At 38.2% G+C, this 17,266-nt stretch carries 21 protein-coding genes; 17 read left to right on the top strand and 4 right to left on the bottom strand.

The genetic code is table 11. The features are described from left to right. Positions 1-176 precede the first annotated feature (176 nt). The 17 genes from ACU6P3_RS33485 to ACU6P3_RS33405 all read left to right on the top strand — a co-directional run bounded on the left by ACU6P3_RS33485 (position 177) and on the right by ACU6P3_RS33405 (position 10,813). Positions 177-389 (top strand): GntR family transcriptional regulator, encoded by a 213-nt coding sequence (locus ACU6P3_RS33485; protein WP_447198335.1) that lies wholly within the window; start codon positions 177-179, stop codon positions 387-389. A gap of 373 nt (positions 390-762) precedes the next feature. Next, complete coding sequence (locus tag ACU6P3_RS33480) at positions 763-1,086, top strand: hypothetical protein (RefSeq protein WP_447198334.1); 324 nt, start codon at positions 763-765, stop codon at positions 1,084-1,086. A gap of 250 nt (positions 1,087-1,336) precedes the next feature. Continuing rightward, complete coding sequence (locus tag ACU6P3_RS33475; protein WP_447198333.1) at positions 1,337-1,630, top strand: hypothetical protein; 294 nt, start codon at positions 1,337-1,339, stop codon at positions 1,628-1,630. A gap of 423 nt (positions 1,631-2,053) precedes the next feature. After that, on the top strand, positions 2,054-2,950 hold the full coding sequence (locus ACU6P3_RS33470; protein WP_447198332.1) for a PD-(D/E)XK nuclease family protein: 897 nt from the start codon (positions 2,054-2,056) through the stop codon (positions 2,948-2,950). A 3-nt stretch (positions 2,951-2,953) separates the two neighbouring features. Further along, positions 2,954-3,667: an AAA family ATPase gene (locus ACU6P3_RS33465; RefSeq protein ID WP_447198331.1), complete on the top strand. Its 714-nt coding sequence runs from the start codon at positions 2,954-2,956 to the stop codon at positions 3,665-3,667. A gap of 5 nt (positions 3,668-3,672) precedes the next feature. After that, positions 3,673-4,125 carry a hypothetical protein gene (locus ACU6P3_RS33460; protein ID WP_447198330.1) on the top strand — a complete coding sequence of 151 codons (453 nt, stop codon included), beginning with the start codon at positions 3,673-3,675 and terminating at the stop codon, positions 4,123-4,125. Between the two features lie 255 nt (positions 4,126-4,380). Next, the gene (locus tag ACU6P3_RS33455) at positions 4,381-6,195 is read left to right on the top strand and encodes an AAA family ATPase (RefSeq protein WP_447198385.1); all 1,815 of its coding nucleotides are present in this window, start codon (positions 4,381-4,383) and stop codon (positions 6,193-6,195) included. Beyond that, positions 6,167-6,772, top strand: a complete 606-nt coding sequence (locus ACU6P3_RS33450) for a 3'-5' exonuclease family protein (RefSeq protein WP_447198384.1) — start codon at positions 6,167-6,169, stop codon at positions 6,770-6,772. The genes ACU6P3_RS33455 and ACU6P3_RS33450 overlap by 29 nt, the downstream gene beginning before the upstream one ends. Before the next feature lie 269 nt (positions 6,773-7,041). Then, on the top strand, positions 7,042-8,250 hold the full coding sequence (locus ACU6P3_RS33445) for a DNA polymerase (protein ID WP_447198383.1): 1,209 nt from the start codon (positions 7,042-7,044) through the stop codon (positions 8,248-8,250). A gap of 103 nt (positions 8,251-8,353) precedes the next feature. Further along, positions 8,354-8,512, top strand: a complete 159-nt coding sequence (locus ACU6P3_RS33440) for a hypothetical protein (protein WP_447198382.1) — start codon at positions 8,354-8,356, stop codon at positions 8,510-8,512. Further along, positions 8,509-8,694, top strand: a complete 186-nt coding sequence (locus ACU6P3_RS33435) for a hypothetical protein (protein WP_447198381.1) — start codon at positions 8,509-8,511, stop codon at positions 8,692-8,694. The genes ACU6P3_RS33440 and ACU6P3_RS33435 overlap by 4 nt, the downstream gene beginning before the upstream one ends. Next, entirely contained in the window at positions 8,676-8,921 is a 246-nt protein-coding gene (locus tag ACU6P3_RS33430; protein WP_447198380.1) for a hypothetical protein, read from the top strand. Before ACU6P3_RS33435 ends, ACU6P3_RS33430 begins: the two co-directional genes overlap by 19 nt. A 50-nt stretch (positions 8,922-8,971) precedes the next feature. Further along, the gene (locus ACU6P3_RS33425) at positions 8,972-9,220 is read left to right on the top strand and encodes a hypothetical protein (protein ID WP_447198379.1); all 249 of its coding nucleotides are present in this window, start codon (positions 8,972-8,974) and stop codon (positions 9,218-9,220) included. A 5-nt stretch (positions 9,221-9,225) separates the two neighbouring features. Further along, complete coding sequence (locus ACU6P3_RS33420; protein ID WP_447198378.1) at positions 9,226-9,684, top strand: hypothetical protein; 459 nt, start codon at positions 9,226-9,228, stop codon at positions 9,682-9,684. 147 nt (positions 9,685-9,831) lie between these two features. Further along, positions 9,832-10,458, top strand: coding sequence for a hypothetical protein (locus ACU6P3_RS33415; protein ID WP_447198377.1), 627 nt, complete (start codon positions 9,832-9,834; stop codon positions 10,456-10,458). Then, positions 10,448-10,630, top strand: coding sequence for a hypothetical protein (locus ACU6P3_RS33410; RefSeq protein ID WP_447198376.1), 183 nt, complete (start codon positions 10,448-10,450; stop codon positions 10,628-10,630). Before ACU6P3_RS33415 ends, ACU6P3_RS33410 begins: the two co-directional genes overlap by 11 nt. 9 nt (positions 10,631-10,639) lie before the next feature. Further along, positions 10,640-10,813, top strand: a complete 174-nt coding sequence (locus ACU6P3_RS33405; RefSeq protein WP_447198375.1) for a hypothetical protein — start codon at positions 10,640-10,642, stop codon at positions 10,811-10,813. Between the two features lie 58 nt (positions 10,814-10,871). On the opposite strand, the gene ACU6P3_RS33400 is transcribed toward ACU6P3_RS33405, so the two are convergent. The 4 genes from ACU6P3_RS33400 to ACU6P3_RS33385 all read right to left on the bottom strand — a co-directional run bounded on the left by ACU6P3_RS33400 (position 10,872) and on the right by ACU6P3_RS33385 (position 17,204). Then, on the bottom strand, positions 10,872-11,174 hold the full coding sequence (locus ACU6P3_RS33400; RefSeq protein ID WP_447198374.1) for a WhiB family transcriptional regulator: 303 nt from the start codon (positions 11,172-11,174) through the stop codon (positions 10,872-10,874). A 314-nt stretch (positions 11,175-11,488) separates the two neighbouring features. Beyond that, entirely contained in the window at positions 11,489-12,040 is a 552-nt protein-coding gene (locus tag ACU6P3_RS33395) for a transglycosylase SLT domain-containing protein (protein ID WP_447198373.1), read from the bottom strand. After that, entirely contained in the window at positions 12,034-12,876 is an 843-nt protein-coding gene (locus tag ACU6P3_RS33390) for a C40 family peptidase (RefSeq protein ID WP_447198372.1), read from the bottom strand. The genes ACU6P3_RS33395 and ACU6P3_RS33390 overlap by 7 nt, the downstream gene beginning before the upstream one ends. A gap of 35 nt (positions 12,877-12,911) precedes the next feature. Continuing rightward, positions 12,912-17,204 carry a hypothetical protein gene (locus ACU6P3_RS33385; RefSeq protein ID WP_447198371.1) on the bottom strand — a complete coding sequence of 1,431 codons (4,293 nt, stop codon included), beginning with the start codon at positions 17,202-17,204 and terminating at the stop codon, positions 12,912-12,914. Between the last annotated feature and the right edge of the window lie 62 nt (positions 17,205-17,266).

Raw genomic sequence — 17,266 nt, 5'->3', positions numbered from 1 at the left:
AAAGTTTGCTACAGTAGAAGATGCAGAAATAGCGGCGGAGATTCACGTACAGAAGGAGTAAACTATGACTGCCCAAGGCTTATCATTAATTATACTTAATACGTTAATTATTATAGGCTTCTGGGCAGGCTTAGGTTACTTCATCTATAAAATATCAAGGCGTAGGGGGAAGTAGAATGTCAGCTGTTAAGTATACAATTATTGCTGATGATATTAAGAAGCGAATTAAAGATGGAGAATTTAATCATCAACTCCCTACTATGAAGGAATTGGTTAACTATTATAAGTCCTCTCTTAGGACACTTACTAAGTCCATTGAATTGCTTAAAGCTGAAGATATTGTTTATGCCGTAAGTGGTCAGGGTATCTACCTTAAGGAAAAGACATGAAATTTATTCAAAAACGTAGTGAATCAGCTACTAAGAAGACTTGGTTTAGGGTTATTAATAGTAAAATTTTTCTATTTACTACTGTCGAACATAAAGATACTGTAACTTTTTTAGTACATAGATATTATACAATCGGAAAAAGGGATCTGTTGCATTGCTGGAGTGTCCCTAATACTAAGAAGAGGTCTAAATAAGTTGTGTAGCTTGTAAACTCGGCCGTTATTGGGAATGTAGAGAGTCTAGGAATTGTGGAACAATTATAGTTCCAGAATACGTTGATAAATCTACAGGACCTATACGAGAAATCAATACCTATAAAAATGATGCAGCTCTAAAAGATCAGCAGTCTACAGGTCGTAAAAGAGCTGCTGAAATGTATCCTCTAGATAGGGATGCTGATTGTGAGTGGAAATTGCAGAAAAATTGTGGAGGTGGTAATTCACCAATAGTCGGTTGTGTTAAGGGTAAACAAGAAGCACGTCATCATGGTCCTGATAAGAATACTCTAAATAATGATCATGGAAACGTGCATCGTATTTGCCATACTTGTCACAACCGCTGGCACGCTAGAAATGATGAGGATTACGTATGGGGATCTATTTATAATAACCACTCCCCCACTGTAGCGACACTTGAAGAAGTCGCGCTAGATGAGCTTAATTGGATTGGTAAGAAACTACCGAATGTGGTGGATTGATGGAAAATAATCCCAAGATGTTATTCAAGCCAAGTCTGGTGAACTAACTAATGACTAGAAAAGTACGTTCAGAAAAAACTGAACGTAGTGTTCAATATGGTAACAAGAGATTTACCCTAGTTAAAGCATGGTATTATTTGGATAACGGTGACCAATATCACTATATCCATGTATATCAAGGTGGTGTTCTTAGTTTTGTTAAACGATTTTGTTGGTCAGTAGATAAAGAAGGAAAGGTAACTATGCGCTAATGCCTGATATCAAAGCTTTTATAGGAAAGCCTGTATTAGTCCATGCTGTTAAATGGACTGGCGATAATTTTGCTGAGATAAAGTTGTGGGGAGGTTCTTTAGTTTTTCTACGCGATGGTAATCTATTTGTACATACTATTAATGGTGTAGTTCCCGCATTAGTAGGCGATTGGATTACTCGTGGTACACAGGGTGAATTCTATCCTATTAGACCGCGTATTATGGAATCTAAGTATGAACAGACAGAGGTCGATCCTTTGAATTTGAAGGATTCTTATAACGCCCCAAGATAGGATTGACTTTATAATCTTTAGGCTGTATAATTTGGTTAGGCTACAGGGAAGATGTATAAGCCCCCGTCCATTTTCCCTGTAGCCAGTTTTATTAATTAGTCTGTAAACCAGAAATTGGACATATGGTACATACTGTAGTATATGCACATAAAAGTTCATTTAAACGAAAATTTGCTCTTGAGACTGTTTTTAATCATCTTTGTGATGACATGTACAGTCCCAAGACACGATGCGTCGATTCAGGGGGTCTGAGGGACCCTGAGACGGGTCATATGGTATGCTCTGGGTGTGGCAAGGTTCGGATGAGCAGTGGTTTAAGAGAATGTATTATTTGTGATACTGAATATATTGATCTAAATAAACATCAAGACGCTAATTACGAGACTAATTGTCCACGTTGTATTAAAGAATATGGGCTAGAGGATGTCGTATAAAGTATCAACTTCTGAAGTAGCTACTTTTCTTACTTGTAAACAACGTTGGATGTATGCTCACCATCCTTCTTATAATCTTGAGCCTAGGACTTTGGGAATTGCGCTTACACGGGGCGTAGTTGGTCACAAGGCACTTGAGACTTATTACAAGGCTATTTATGAGGGCCTAAGTAATGAAGAAGCAATTAACAAGGCTAATGACTTCCTTGTTAAGGAATCTCTAGACAGCATGATGGCTGGAGATATTGAGAAATCTCGGATGATTTCTGATCTGGGTCTAGTTCTTAAGAACTATTTCTCTGAACAACTTTGGATTCTCGATTCCTATGAGATTGTAGGAGTTGAGTCTCTAGTTAATGCGCCACTCCCCCACACTGATAATATTGATTTTGTTGGGCGTGTAGATCTTTTGCTAAAAATTGTAAAAGGTCTAAATAAGGGTGAGATTGTACCTTGGGATCACAAATTTTGTTATAATTTTTGGTCCGAGTCATCTATTAAGATGACACCCCAGATTCCTAATTATATTTGGGCAGTTAGGGAAATGGGTATGCATTCTCGTAGCGGAATTATTAGCATGATTCGCTACAGGAGTAATGCACAGGAATCTTTTAAGCAAGAATCTATTGAGACAAAATCATCTCTTCGAGATGTTCACATTGTCAATCATACAGTAGCAGCTAAACAAATTGTAGATCTTAAGCAGAAGTCTAAGGTCTCTACTTCAGATGGTATTACTCGCTCTGCATCTAAGTTTAATTGTGAGTATTGCCCATTTATAAATCTATGCTATACTGAAGCTCAAGGTCTTGAAAGTGAGACTATGATTAAAGCTAGCTATCGTCCTAATAGCTATGGTTATGACAATGTATTGGATGTAGAGTAATTAATGAATTCTACCGATGATATTCAAAATGTAGATGATATTCCTAGAAATCTTGTTACTGTCATCTACGGCCCCGAAGGTGTTGGCAAAACTATCCTTGCGGCATCTTTGGGGGACAACAATCTTATTGTCGCGACAGAACGGTCTAATGTTAGTCTAAGTAATTTTCCGGAATTGACAGCTAAGACTAGAATTCTTAAACTTAAACGATTTGATCGTTTTACTAAACTTATTGCACAAATTTTTAACGGAGAGGTTGTGTGTGATCATTTGATTATTGATACCTTTCCAGCTTTGTGTGACATGAAGTTGTCTGAGCAGCTGAAGACAGTTCAATTTAATCGTAAACACCCTGATGTAAATAGTCTTGAAGACTATCAACTACTTCGAGAGCATATGAAGGCACCTATTAAGCAACTTGTGGGGCTTGATATTAGCGTTACCTTTATTGCTCACGAGCGTATTCCTGAACCTGAAGGATACTCCAGAGGTGATAGGCTTACGCGACCAAACGTACCATTTCGGGTATTTCAACTCGTAAATGGGTACACAAACCTTACTGCTTATATGCATAAGGTTAAGAAAGATAAAGAATATGTAAGGGCATTGCGAACTGAATCTACTGAGTCTCATGTAGCTAAGACGCATATCCCCATGGGACCTATTGTCTCAGACACTAAGTTCATCGAAACTATCCGTAACTGGAAAGGTATCTAACAAAAATGTCTTGGTTCGCTTCGGTTAATATTGACGACATCCCTGACAACCCGAATGAGCTTCCTAACAATACTTATAAGTTTAAGGTAACTTCAGCTAAGGTTGGACCTACTAAGGACGGATCTAAGACTGGTATTAGTTTTAAGTACCAGATCATTGAAGGTAGTTACTCTAGCTTCTTTCCTCTTAACGATTGGTGCCGAGTTCCTGACAATAAGACGAACCCTGATGAAGTAGAAAAGATGCTTTCTTATCTTAAGATGCGTCTTTTGGCATGGGGATTCTCTATTGATGAGATTCAGCACTTCGGCCCTGAAACTGTTGAGCAGTGCATCGGTCGAGAGTTTTACGGAACTACCTCCCTTAAGAAGGAAAATGGTCACACTAATATCAGGGTCGTTAAGTTTGACCCTGTTAGTGACGATAATGACACGCAGATGATTGACTTTGGAGTTTAATCACTCCTAGTTTTAAGTTGGCTACAGGAGAACTCCCAGTCTCCTGTAGCTTTCTTAATCTTAGGGCAGATTAAGAAAGAAGGTCTATGATTTGTTTCTTGTGTAGAAGTAAAAGACATACAAATTGTCTTAATCTATATAGGATTGATAATGAGAAATTCATTCCAAGAGAACTTGTTACGAATACACATTGTGCTTGTCAACACAAGGAGTCTTGGAATTATGTAAAGGATATTAGAAAAGAGCAAAAATAATATGGGGAACGCAACCGTCAGAAGTATTAACCCCTCTAAAGGTCTAGAGGAGTTTTGCTACTTCCTTTACGGTGAAGAAGAGGCTTTTATTCATCTTCCGGTTAAGAATCCTGAAACGGAAGTCTATGAGTATAATTTCTTCTTTAAGTGGCCTTCACAAAAACAAGATGTAATTGATCATGTAGAACGATACTCTAAAACATCTGAAGTATTTATTACCCCGGGTATGTTTAAGACCCGTTCTTCGAATGTTACAGAATCTCATGGTAGTTATGTTGCGTGGGCTGACTTTGACGGTAACGTTCCAGCATTGGAAGACCTAGAAGAATTGGGAATTCCGGTACCTACCGTTAGAGTACAGTCTTCAGTACCTGGTAGAGAACATTGGTACTGGCGTTATACTCAATTTAATAAAGATATTGTAAGTATTCAGGGTATTAATAAAGCTATTTGCTACGCCTTGGAAGGGGATACAGGGGCTTGGGACGCAGGACATAGCACGCGTCCTGTAGGTTCTTATAATCATAAACGTAATGCCCCTGTTATTCTAATTTCTCACAATACACATTCTTACCATGTAGATAGTTTCTCTTCTGTACCTGTACCTGAAGAAAGTTATAATCTAGAGCAATTTCTTCGCGAAAGTATCCCTAACCCCGTTAGGACTATTGCTAAACATGGCCCTTGGTCAGATGATGCTTTGGACCTATTGGTCAAGTATCAAATTCCCGAAGGCTCTAGGTCTAGTGCACTAGCCCGCTTTACATATACTTGTTGTGAACAAGGGCTAGATAATAGCGAAGTCTATTCATTGCTTCAGTGGGTAGATAAACGTTGGAAGAAATTTTATAATCGTTCAAATAAAGAGAAGTATTACGTAGATCTTATTAACTATGCTAGGCAGAAAATTCCTTATCAAGGTATTAAGGATGTAACTGTTCTAGCTGATGAAATTCCTACTTTCTCTTTCAAAGAGGTTCTAGAATATGTAGATGATACTGAGTGGATTATTAACGGACTACTCCCCTACAAAGGTATTGCTTACCTTGTAGGTAGGTCAGGTACTGGTAAAACTACTTTGGGTCTAGGTATGTGTACATACCTGGCTCTGAATAAGAAATATCTTGACTGGGAGTCTTCTTCAGAGAAGCAATATAAGACACTATATCTCTCCTTGGAAATGTCCATGGAGGATGTAAATGATTTCTATAAAAAGATCAGCTTGAATTTTACTACTCCTGAGTTGAATGACCTGGATAAACATATTCATACATACGCTAGTCCGGAGAAGATTAAATTTTATCAACCCGGTAGTCCTATTATGGGTCGCTTTCTTAGAAAGCTTGAAAATCTTAAGCCGGATATTGTATTTGTAGATTCAGCTTCGTATTCTCTTGCGTCCAATCTTAATAATCAGGAGGAAGTAACTAAATCTGTAGAGCTTTTGGATATGATTAAGGATAGGTATGGGTGCACTTTTATCTTTATTCATCATTCACGTAAAGATCCTCCTAATAGCGGTTATAGAGAAGCAGATCTAGATGATGTGTTCGGAAGTACTTTTATCGCAGCATCGGCAAGTAGTATTATTGCTCTTAAAAATAATAAAGAATACTCTGACACAAATCGTCTTATGGATATTCGTTATCTTAAAACTCGATTCCGTGGAGATAATACAGGTTTCTCTGTAACTATGGATGGAGAACGCCGTATGTTCAGACGTCCGATTATGGGTGAGCTTATGGCGAAATCAACTGTTAAGACAGAAACAAAGAATGAGTCATCAAATGAATCTCGAAGCTTCTTCCAACATTGATCCTAAAGAGTTTCTTTCATATGCCCTACTAGACGGAACTATGGCAGTAGATACAGAAACTAATGGTAAGGATCTACGCGATGGTAGAGGTTTTGCTATCGGAATTTCTGCTGCTGTAAAAGTTAATAGTAAATATTACTCTTCATATTTCCCTGTAGCCCATACGAAAGGTAATGTAGATGAAGATATTAAGAATATGTTGTTTGATGTAATTAAAACACGAGATAGGATTTTGTTCCATAACGCAAAATTTGATCTTGTGTCTATGAAGACGGCAAATTACACGTCGGGATATAGACGTTATTATTGTACTATGCTTATGTCTCATATGCTTAACGAAAATATCCCTAAAGGTCTTGATTGGCTAGCTAAAAATGAATTGAAAGAAGCAGGAAAAAGTAAGCCTCCTATTTGGGAAGGTATGTTCAAGATTTACGGTTGGTCCCCTGACTTTCCAGCAGAGATTATGGCTCTTTACGCAGGAGAAGACGCGGTCCTGACTTATAAATTGTTTGAGCGAATGTATCCGTATTTTGTGAAATCAGGATTTGATGGAAACTCAGGAAGTACCATGTAATGGATGTAGTAAGGAATTTTCAAAAAATGAATTGTTTGTCTTCTCAGATAGTACAATCTGGTGTGAGGACTGTAGACCAAATCCAGTAAAACCTATTTTGATTAAAGTTCTTTTTAGTTGGAGAGAACTTACAGCCCTCCGAGATTTTATAGAAGGGGATGTGAGTCTTGATGTCTTGGATATTGTAGACGATATTAAAGAAACTCTTGATGACGAAATACTTGTTATACTACGACGAGTTCTTAAAAAAGATTAATTAGGGAGATTTAATGACTCAGTTTAAGAGTCCTATTCCTAATCTATGGGATAGAGAAGTTCAGAATATTGAGATTTTTAATCTCATGGAAAGCCGTGGGGTTAGTATTAATAAGGAACTTTGTCTACAGGAGATTGCTGTAGGTGAAGGACGAATGAACCAGCTTTATAAAGAGTTGGGTAATAGAAATCCAAATTCTAATAAAGATCTTAAGGTTTTGCTTCTAGATGAGATGAAATTGCCAACAGTTAAACTTACTAAGAATGGAGCTCCTTCTTTTGATAAAGAAGCTATGTCAGAATACGAACTTATTCTATCTAATAATCCAGAATATACAGATGGTCCTTGGGGTTCTGTAGCTAAAAATATTCTTGAATATCGAGGTTGGAGTATTACACTTGGACTCTGTTATAGAAAGTTTGTAGATCTACTTAGTCCAGATGGAAAACTTCGATGTAACTATTGGTTGCATGGGACTAAAACAGGTCGAACAAGTTGCCACGACCCTAATCTTCAGCAGACACCAAAAGATACTGTGAAAGTATGGAATCGTAATATTAAGAAAGCTTTTGAAGCTGATAATGACGATTATGCTCTAGTACAGTTTGACTTTTCTCAAGGCGAGATGCGTCTAGCGGCTGGATATGCTAAACAAGAGAATTTGATTGATACGTTTACTAGTGGTCGCGACATGTGGGGCGATATGATCGCAGAACTAGAACGTCCTAAAACTCAATGTAAGACATTGACATATGCAAAAATGTATGGTGCTCAGCGTAAAAAACTAACCCAGATTCTTGGTGGTGATGATCCGGATCAGTTTATTACTGACTGGGAAAACTACCATGACAAGATTATGGCTTTCTCAAGAGCGGTACGTAACAAGGCTGACTCTAGAGGTTATGTATACCTCTGGACTGGTCGAATTAGGCACACTAAAGCAGATCCTAAAGGTTCTTCAATTGCCTTTAATTCTGTGCTACAAGGTGGACTTGCAGAAATTGTAAAGAGTGCAATGATCCGTCTTAAGAATAAGGTAGACTCTAAAGAATGTCGAATGCTTCTTATGGTTCATGACTCAGTAATCTTCGAAATTAAGAGGGAATATCTAGATCAGTATATTCCTCTTATTAAGGAGGTTATGAGTGATGTAAAGTCCGAAGTAGATTTTGGACTCCCATTTGATGTGGAACATGAGATGTGGGGTAAAGATGCAGTGTAATTATGAACCTATCCCTTGTGATAATCATGATGCACATAGAGGACATCTTTGGATTCATTCAAATTTTGGGGAAGTAGAGTGCCTTGGTGTATGCCTCCCTAAAATGACTCAAGAAGATTTTCAGAATTATGCACATAATGGAAAGTCAGGACCTGAGTTTGCTATCGTAGGACCACTAACTGAGGAAGAAAAAGAATTTTACGCTAGAGAAGCTAAAGAATACAATAAGAGTTTTGGAACCTCTACTAGGAGTGATGAGTGAGAAAACTTAACTGGTTTGGTTGGAGTATCTATACTATTGCTGCTGTATACGAAACTGATATGGCAGCTAAAGAACTCAAACAGAACTTGGTCAATGAAGAATACCTTTGGTCAGCTTATCGCGCAGAGGCTCAAGAAGTTGAAAAAGATAAGGAGAACGTTTTATGGAACTTGACAAGTTGAACTCACTCGTAGGAAAATATGTAGATATTACTTATGAGGATGGTGATGGCGCTTCAGGTTGGGTTGTTGAAATTACCTCTGCTCCTGATAATGAAGGTCGAATGATTCAATTTGACTATGGTATGGGGTTCTTTGTAGATAAGAATGCTACAATTAAGGAAGTTGAACCTCCTGAAGGTGATACCGGTCTGTTTAATCCGGATACTCCGCCTCCCCCATTTCCTTAAATAAACTAATTGTAATTCTTTCTAAGCCCACCTCAGAAGGAAGTTAGATTATGTCTAATAAGCCTATTAAAATGCATCGAGTAGAACTTGCAGGCGTTTTTAAAGACATCGCAGCTTCAATCGAAGCTGGAGATTCTTTTGAAGGGAGTATTACATATTCTTGTATTGATAATATTTTTTCTGTAGATGTAGATCTTGAAGAACTTACTGGTGATGAGTTTTTCGTTGGTGGTATGTATCGTGTTGGGAATTCCATGGGTCAAGGTGGGGTTAATTTTCTTTGGGAGCAGACAAATTAATGTTTGTGTCTGTTGATCCAGGTCAAAATGTGGGCGTAGCTACCTTTCGTAAAGATGGAAGTGATATTAATAAAACAATTATGAATTTGAATAATTTTCAAAATTGGTTGGCCATACTATATAAAACTGTAAATGAATCTCACAGTGACAGAATTCTTAATTTTATCGTAGAGGATTATACTCTCCGTAAAGATAAGGCACTGGATCAAACAGGTTCTAATATGCCAGCTTCAAAATGTATCGGATCTATTGAGCAGATTCAAGCTTTGCTAGAAACTAGGTGTACTATTTTCTATGCTAAGCCTACTAATCTTAAGACTGCTCTTAAATGGGCAGGATACCATGAATTGGCTAACAAGCCTAGAACCTATCATGTATCTGACGATATCTCAGCATATGCACATGGAGTTCATAGGTTGATCGATTTGGGTTTGCGTACCCACCCTATCTTTAATGAGGATTGATTATGAATGATCTAGAAGAGTTTATTATTAAAGTTAAACACGCATCTCATGGCGGTAATTATGTTGCATTAGTTCATTCTAAGTGTAAAGAAATTATCGCTACAGGGAATATCAATGTAAGTAAGATTACAGCATACTGTCTTACACATGAATGTCCAGAGGAAACTAATGGCACGTAAAAGTAAGCATAAAAACGATCTAGATCGACTTGCTAAGCTCTCTGCAAAGCTTGGTATTGATGTAGATGCTCTTCTAGAACAAGTATCTCTCACAGATGTTGGACATGATGCTGTAGTAAGGAAACAACTTGAAGCAGAGAGTGTACTTTATTATGTAGAGACAAAAGGGAAAAATTTCTCTGCACGTAAATGTAAAGGTTGCGGAGAAGATTTCCTCTTTACCCACTTTAGGGTTAGTTACTGTTCTGAAAATTGCAGAGCACAAGCTCTAGCAGATTTGGGAATTATCTGGAATCCCCATCGTAAATCTGATGGTTCTCGATGGAACATCAAGGGTAAAGGACTAATTCCCAAAGTAATTAGCTCATCTGCTACGGCCGCGCTAGTTGAGTCAGGAAATATTCATACTGAGTTTCCAGAAACTATAGAAGATGATTTCGAAGATGAGGAGATTTCAGATTCGGATCCCAGTTCTTATATTGGATCACCTCCAGAGGGTTCAAAATTCCCTGTAGATGAATACGAGAAGCAGCAACGTATCCAAGAAGTTGCAAAACGCATGGTAGAATCTGGAGAATTTGAAGATGAATATTAATGATGTGATTGGGCAAATTCAGGCGTCAGCAGACGCCGGAACTGATTCATTGAGTGTAGAACCTTACGAACTCAATGTAGTCATTGGAGATGATGAAGGTAATACTTACGAAATTCAAGAAGTAGTCTACGACCCTAATACGAAATCTATCCATATTACTACTGAATTCTAGGAGAATTTAATGAAGAAGAATGAATTTAGAGAAAGATTTGATGTAGAGGTTCAAACTGCTTTTGAATTGAGGGGAGATGAAAATCCTGAAACTCAAGTTGTAGATAATGAAGGAAATATTCTAGATATCAAAGAAATTAAATATGATATTCGAACAGGTTCAATCTTGTTTATTGCTGACTAGAAATTAGGCATAAAGAAACCCCCGGTAGTCATTAAGACTATCCGGGGGTTTTCTATGTCTAAACCTTGAGTTCAGGATTATAAGTTCCTGATTCCTTAGCGTCATCCCTAATAAGGGTAACATAGACCTTGCTAAGTTTGCGACGCTCTTTCTCTGTCTTTCCTCCCCAAATTCCAGACAGATTATAGAGTATCGCGAATTCTTCGCATTTTCCTCTAACAGGGCAATTATTGCAATAATCACGATATGTGCCCGACTTATCCCCATCAAAAAATATTGATAGGTCGGCACCCACACAAAGAGCTTCTGTTTGCCACAAAGACACCCCGTCTTTATCCGTAGGACAAACTGATTCTTGCATTTGGGCGGTACCCCCCGCCTTTAAGCAGCTCTAAGTTTCAGAGCTTTAAGCACTTAGCCTAGAGCTTTTGTTAGTAGAAAGACCACCATACCACCCACGATAGGCAGAAGCAAGCTTGACACAAAGACATCTTGGAGCCGGAAGCGTCGCTCAGATATCGAGTTGTCAAGCGAGTCAAGCTGTTTTTCTAGGTCAGTTACCTTGGTATTTAGTATAGCTATCTCTGTTTTAATAGTTCTAAGATGCAAAGCGATTTCTCTGTTATTCTCAGGTATATCAAGACCGTATTCATTTTGAGACATAAACAATATACCTCACATCTTACTCAGCACAGAAGTCCAATATGCATAAAGACTAGGATAACCACCCGCTTGAGTAGTCTTTGAATACATATTTTTGACAGCTCCCGGACCTCCATACCAAGCTACAGCAGCACCAGCAGCGCCATATTTAGCTAGATATTGTCCCAGTTTATACTTAGCAATAGCATCTTGAACGGATGGAGAATTCATAAATTCATTATAAGAAACAGTTCGACCGAGTGCTTCTTTAGACCAAGATGGGATATTACTCTTAAGGATCTGGTATGCACCAGATGCTCCATACATACTATTATAAGCTTTATAATTATTATTGGATTCCTGTTTCTTAATAGCATTCATCAACTTCAATAGATCTCCTGTAGCCCCTCCTAGATTTCCAGTACTTGTTGAATAACTAGCAGATGGAAGGTTAGGAAACTGTAGATTAATCGTCTTCGGTTTAACAGGTTTGAGTTTAGGTTGTACAGAATAGTTTCCTTTAGATGTAATATTATTGAGTTCACTGATAAAGTTCCCAAAATTCTCACTAAAATTGTCTACCATGGCCTTACCGCCCTAGCCGGGGTACCAGAAGTATTCATAGAATTAACTTGTACCTTCTTACCCTTACCTGGTGCCTCAACTACTTTACCATTTCCAATATAAATTGCAACATGACTCAACGAACCAATGCCATTCGGATCTCTACTTCCTGTATTATAAAAGATCAAATCACCAGGGAGAAGACTATTTAGACTAACTATCCTACCAGATTTTGCCTGCTCATATGTAGTCCTAGGAAGAGTAACACCTAGTTTTTTGTATACCTGTTGAACTAGACCACTACAATCCACTCCCCCAGTAAGAGAATTCCCACCCCATACATACGGTGTTCCATTTTGGTATGCAGTCATCGCGAGATTAACTGCTTTAGCCCCTACATTATTACCATTGGTAGAAGCTCCAGGAGTATAATTAATAGAGTATCCTGCATTAGCTTCCTGCATACCTTGCAATTGTTGCCACTGAGCTTGAGCTTCCGCTGTAGCCAAAGAAGCTTTACCTTTAGCTCCAATTGCACCCAATTGATTGTTAAAATAACTAGAGAAATCTGAAGTTTTATCTGTTACAATTCCATATTCATTTGTGGGTACTTGACCTGCTGCTTTAGTTGCATAATCACTTGCAAGTTCAGTAGTCCTATTATTCTTATCTTGCATATATGAATTCAAAGCATTACTTTTACGATTTCCAAGCCAATCAGGTACGCCAGAACCAAAAGATGTTTGCGTAGGACTTACAGGAAGTGGATTAATAGATTTATTACTAGGACCCAATTTAGTTTCAGCTACAGGAGAATTCCGTGATGAGAGAGGATTTATTACTTTCTTGTTATTCATAGAGCTTCTATACGTACTTAGAAAATCTTGGATTGTCATTTCTGACTCCTAAGATACTCTCTCAAATCAAATTCTGCGCTCTTCTGATAAGGTCCTGTGTTTTGAATACCGAGCGCGGTAAGTAGATTCAAAATATTCTGCATGTTATATCCAGTGGAATTTTCCTTAGTAGTATCTGAGACTCCAAATTCACCTGTGATCCTACCGGCATGGCTTACTCCCGGTATTTGCTTAGCCAAATAATCTATATCAGTTATACCATCTATAGGTGCACCTGTCTGTGCTTCCCTCCCTGTAGCCAATTCTATTGGAATCCTAGCAGCTGGATTAAGCATACTCATACCCATTTTACCAGGATCACTCATTTGTGAAATAAGATCCATAGTAGGGTTGCCAGGATTAACTACAGTATAGCTACCTGGTTCTCCTGTAATAGGACCAATACCTTTTTCTCTAAGCCAGTCAGGAAATAGCTGATCATAAGGAAATGGATCTGACATTGGTCCTGACTCAATACCCATCATATTCTGCAATAGGTACTGACCTTTTGGATAAGCCATTACCTTACCAGGTGTCGCGACAACAGATTCTACAATGAGTGGGAATGCTTTACGTGTCCAACTATAGAATGGAAACATACGACGCATAACATTGCGTTCAAAAGTTGTTAGATCCATACCATCAGGATGCCATTTACGTACTATAGCTGCTGCATCTTCAACCGCATTTTCAAAAGGCTTATTAGACTTTTTAAGGGCATCAATAAAATGAGCAAGTCGAATGTAATGATCTCGTCCTTCAGAAAGTTTATGAGCTGCTTTCTGACCCCGACCACCTAGAGGTCTAATCTTTTCCAACCCTGTAGCTACATCATCCGGAATATCTTCAAGCACACGCGTAGTTGGCAAAATACCTTGCTGAAATGCACTAACGTATACCATATCATTAGTAACATGTGTACCATTACGCATTGTCAAGGCAGTTTGTTTTCCAACAGAATTAGGATACTTACCTTCGATGGCTCTTTTTAGAGCATTAGGGCTAGTGAGATTATTAAGTTCTGCTATTCCTTCATAACGTCCTCTTTGAGATTGCATGACTTTAAGAGCAGCCGAGTAAGGTCGAGCAGAATTTACCCCACCCAACCAATTAAAATACAAATCTCCAATCATATTACGAATATGATGTGAAGGTACATAAATAGTTACTCCAGACTTCCATTTACTAAGTACTTTATCAAAATTCTGAAGAGCTTTAGAAGATGGTTTACTAATTTCCTTAAGATTCTTGATAAATTGAATAATTTGATTGGAAGCTTCCTTACCAAAATAAATTCCAGCAAGACGGGGATGGCTATTTACTGTGTGTACAAAATCTCCATTACGAGTATAAGAACCAAACCGAGAAATAATTTCATCAAACATAGTTTTTTCACGTACAGTATGTTCTACTACATTTTGAATCTTAAATAGAAAATCTAGAGGACGTTCAATCTTCCAAGATTCCCAAGAATTAAGCCATTGAGTACCTTTAGAGTAATCGCCCTTTTTGGTAAATTGATATTGGCCAAGTCCAAATCTCTTAAGATTACTATTTAGTTCTTTCATAAAGAGTTGAGAACGTCCAGCAACAGAGTTTTCTAGAGCTACTGCATTATTAAGTCCAGAACTCCCGAACAGATTTTCCATGACCTGTAGGATCTCACGACTCAGGAGTGCCGCTTGTGAGCCCTCTATCGGGGCAAGACGGCCTTGAGCACCCTTGAGGGCATCATCCCATAGGGCAGAATCGTTAATATTGAACTCTTTAGCCAATTTATTTAGATAATCAGCTCTTCTGGCTACAGTGGCTTTAGCACTAGCAATATTTTTAAGATATATAGGTCTCATGTCAGCATTTTTATATGCTGCATTAAATCGAGCCCCAAGCCATTCCAAAGCTCGTGCAGATTCGCCTACTTTAGTTCCAAGAATTCTTGGAGAAGGTCCCCCTATAGTTTTATTAATAGCTCTTGTTATTGCTGGAGCATTAGAGTATTTCTTAAGGAGCTTATTTGAAACATCAGGATGACTAATAAGTGTAGATGTATTTAGATGGGAAGAATTAATTGCAGTATCTATAGGTGTCTTAGGGATAAATTCATCCTTAAGATAATTCGCTGCCTTAGATTGTGCTACAGAGCTGCCACCAGCTGACGCAGTAATATCACTAGCTACTTTGGAACCTATAGTGACAACTTCTTCAGTTCTAGCTACAGAAAGGGGACCTTTAGTTATATCTTCAATTTGTTTAGAAGCCGCGTTGACACCTTCAATTACCTTACCACTGTCAACTAGAGCTTCTCCAGCCTTAAGTTCTTCAATCTTCTGTATAACTTCTATAGGAAGTGTTTCTAGAGCTTTAGATTCTCCACGAAGAATTTTTGTAAGAAGAGTAGGGCTAATAGCGGCTGCTGCTGGACCAATAGAATCAAGAACTTGACTAAGTCTAAGAGGTGTAGATTCGCTTACTCTAACACCATTTACAGGTATAGCACCTTTAGCCATAAAAGAATCTTCAACTTTACGAAGAATATTATTAGCTACAGCAAAACGGTTAGGAGATTTTACATCTTTCAGAACGTGAGTAATATGATTCCACATCTGAACTTGTTGTGAACCAGAATATCGAGCTGTCTTACCTGATGCTACTGCATAATCGTAAGCTCCTGGATTTCTAATCCCGGCAGGTCGAGCCTTGCCAAGAATCTGATCTTTAAATTTCTTTATTGTTTCATCAGCAATTTTACTATCACGTGTTGGATTTTTAGACTGAATTTCTCTTGGCTTAGAATTTTGAACCAGCCGTTCCAAATTAATAGGATTAGATTGAGAAATTTCATTAATAATGACTTCAGCAGATTTTACCTTGGGTGGGATTTTTAGAGCTTCAGCATCAGCTCTAATAGTTCTATTAAAAGCACCAATAATTTTCTTATTTTCAGCAGGGATACCAAGCCGTCGAGAAAAATTTGGAATACTAGAAATTCTATCGATTAGTTTGTTAGTTTGATTAAAGGAAATACCAGGATACTTTATTGCTAGACGAGATCTGAGGTTATCTGCCCAATTAAGGTCACCAACAGCAGCTCTACTAACTAGATCTTTTGTAAGTTTAGCTGTGCCTTCAGGACTAGAAAGTTTATCAGCCAATCTAAGTTGACCAGGATCAATCTTTGCTACAGGGAGTTGAACTTCTGAACCTTTAAATTGTCGTTCTGCCTGTGTAGTTTTACCAGGAGTCCAACTATTAAGAAGATTATCCAAAGGATCTATTATATTTACAGGAGGTGACTCTTTTACATCTCTAATACTTCTAAGTACATCTCCTAGTTCATCCAATTCAGGGGAGCTAGGAAATTCGAACCAGCTCGGAGGAGTTATCAATTCCCCTGTAGCCGGGTTTGCAATTCTATTCTGAATAGATCCAGGAGGCATTATAACTTTATAGGATCCAGATGTTTTTCCTACTGCCATGGACCCAAGGTTTACTTTAGGAGTACCTGAGTTAAGAGGAGAAAGTTTATCAGCAGATTTAGCAATATTCGTGACTTCTGGAATTTCTGCAAGACCCTTAGTACCCGAAAGAATATTAGCAGGACCCTTCAAAAAATTAAGAGGGTCACCAACCATACTTGCACCTAGACCGTACAAATTCATATCTTCAAAATACTGATCAATATCTTCGTCAGTTACTTCTACAACACCTTTATCAAAATCATAAAAATACTTATCTTTATCATCGTCACTAAATCTATTAATCTTCTTACCCATAAGCCTTTCTCGAACCTTCTCACGGTTCTCAGGCTTCATAGCATCTTCGGCAGACATATGTGTATCGAGACGGATAAGAGCATCACCAAGATAGATTTTATCCTGTGGATTTGCCGCAGTTTCACTGGAAGTAAAGGCACCACGTAGACCTGTGCCAATACCTCTACCGCCACCGGTTACAATTCCACCAATAATCTGACCTGCGTCACTAAGGACACTATCAGTATCACTACTTTGATGACCTGCAATAGCATCATCTGTAGCATTAGCAATAGCATAGGCTGGTGTACTAAGAAGATCTACAAATCTACCCCAAAGAGTTTGCTGCCTCTTTGGAGCTTCACCCTTAGAATTAAAACCGGCAGCCTTAAGACTAGAAATTGGGGTTTTATTCCATCGAGAATTAGCTAGAATATCTATAGCAGCTTGAGATACACCAACACGATTCCGCATCTGTCCCAAGTCCATAGGCGGGAAGACACTACTAAAATCAATTGGTTTGTATCCTTCAAGCATTTACTTATCCTTATTAGCCGGAGTTACTAGCTGCCTACCTGTTACGATAGCGATAGTTGTAA

This window comes from Streptomyces hebeiensis, from assembly GCF_052983195.1.
This window is presented reverse-complemented; position numbering and strand designations above follow the sequence as displayed.

Bases quoted from the DNA above. Each gene is read 5' to 3' on its own strand.
- ACU6P3_RS33485 (WP_447198335.1), top strand. From the start codon at position 177: ATGTCAGCTGTTAAGTATACAATTATTGCTGATGATATTAAGAAGCGA.
- ACU6P3_RS33390 (WP_447198372.1), bottom strand. From the start codon at position 12,876: ATGAATAACAAGAAAGTAATAAATCCTCTCTCATCACGGAATTCTCCT.
- ACU6P3_RS33455 (WP_447198385.1), top strand. From the start codon at position 4,381: ATGGGGAACGCAACCGTCAGAAGTATTAACCCCTCTAAAGGTCTAGAG.
- ACU6P3_RS33460 (WP_447198330.1), top strand. From the start codon at position 3,673: ATGTCTTGGTTCGCTTCGGTTAATATTGACGACATCCCTGACAACCCG.
- ACU6P3_RS33475 (WP_447198333.1), top strand. From the start codon at position 1,337: ATGCCTGATATCAAAGCTTTTATAGGAAAGCCTGTATTAGTCCATGCT.
- ACU6P3_RS33395 (WP_447198373.1), bottom strand. From the start codon at position 12,040: ATGGTAGACAATTTTAGTGAGAATTTTGGGAACTTTATCAGTGAACTC.
- ACU6P3_RS33415 (WP_447198377.1), top strand. From the start codon at position 9,832: ATGAATGTCCAGAGGAAACTAATGGCACGTAAAAGTAAGCATAAAAAC.
- ACU6P3_RS33440 (WP_447198382.1), top strand. From the start codon at position 8,354: ATGACTCAAGAAGATTTTCAGAATTATGCACATAATGGAAAGTCAGGA.
- ACU6P3_RS33445 (WP_447198383.1), top strand. From the start codon at position 7,042: ATGACTCAGTTTAAGAGTCCTATTCCTAATCTATGGGATAGAGAAGTT.
- ACU6P3_RS33405 (WP_447198375.1), top strand. From the start codon at position 10,640: ATGAAGAAGAATGAATTTAGAGAAAGATTTGATGTAGAGGTTCAAACT.
- ACU6P3_RS33450 (WP_447198384.1), top strand. From the start codon at position 6,167: ATGAATCTCGAAGCTTCTTCCAACATTGATCCTAAAGAGTTTCTTTCA.
- ACU6P3_RS33430 (WP_447198380.1), top strand. From the start codon at position 8,676: ATGGAACTTGACAAGTTGAACTCACTCGTAGGAAAATATGTAGATATT.
- ACU6P3_RS33465 (WP_447198331.1), top strand. From the start codon at position 2,954: ATGAATTCTACCGATGATATTCAAAATGTAGATGATATTCCTAGAAAT.
- ACU6P3_RS33400 (WP_447198374.1), bottom strand. From the start codon at position 11,174: ATGCAAGAATCAGTTTGTCCTACGGATAAAGACGGGGTGTCTTTGTGG.
- ACU6P3_RS33385 (WP_447198371.1), bottom strand. From the start codon at position 17,204: ATGCTTGAAGGATACAAACCAATTGATTTTAGTAGTGTCTTCCCGCCT.
- ACU6P3_RS33425 (WP_447198379.1), top strand. From the start codon at position 8,972: ATGTCTAATAAGCCTATTAAAATGCATCGAGTAGAACTTGCAGGCGTT.
- ACU6P3_RS33470 (WP_447198332.1), top strand. From the start codon at position 2,054: ATGTCGTATAAAGTATCAACTTCTGAAGTAGCTACTTTTCTTACTTGT.
- ACU6P3_RS33410 (WP_447198376.1), top strand. From the start codon at position 10,448: ATGAATATTAATGATGTGATTGGGCAAATTCAGGCGTCAGCAGACGCC.
- ACU6P3_RS33480 (WP_447198334.1), top strand. From the start codon at position 763: ATGTATCCTCTAGATAGGGATGCTGATTGTGAGTGGAAATTGCAGAAA.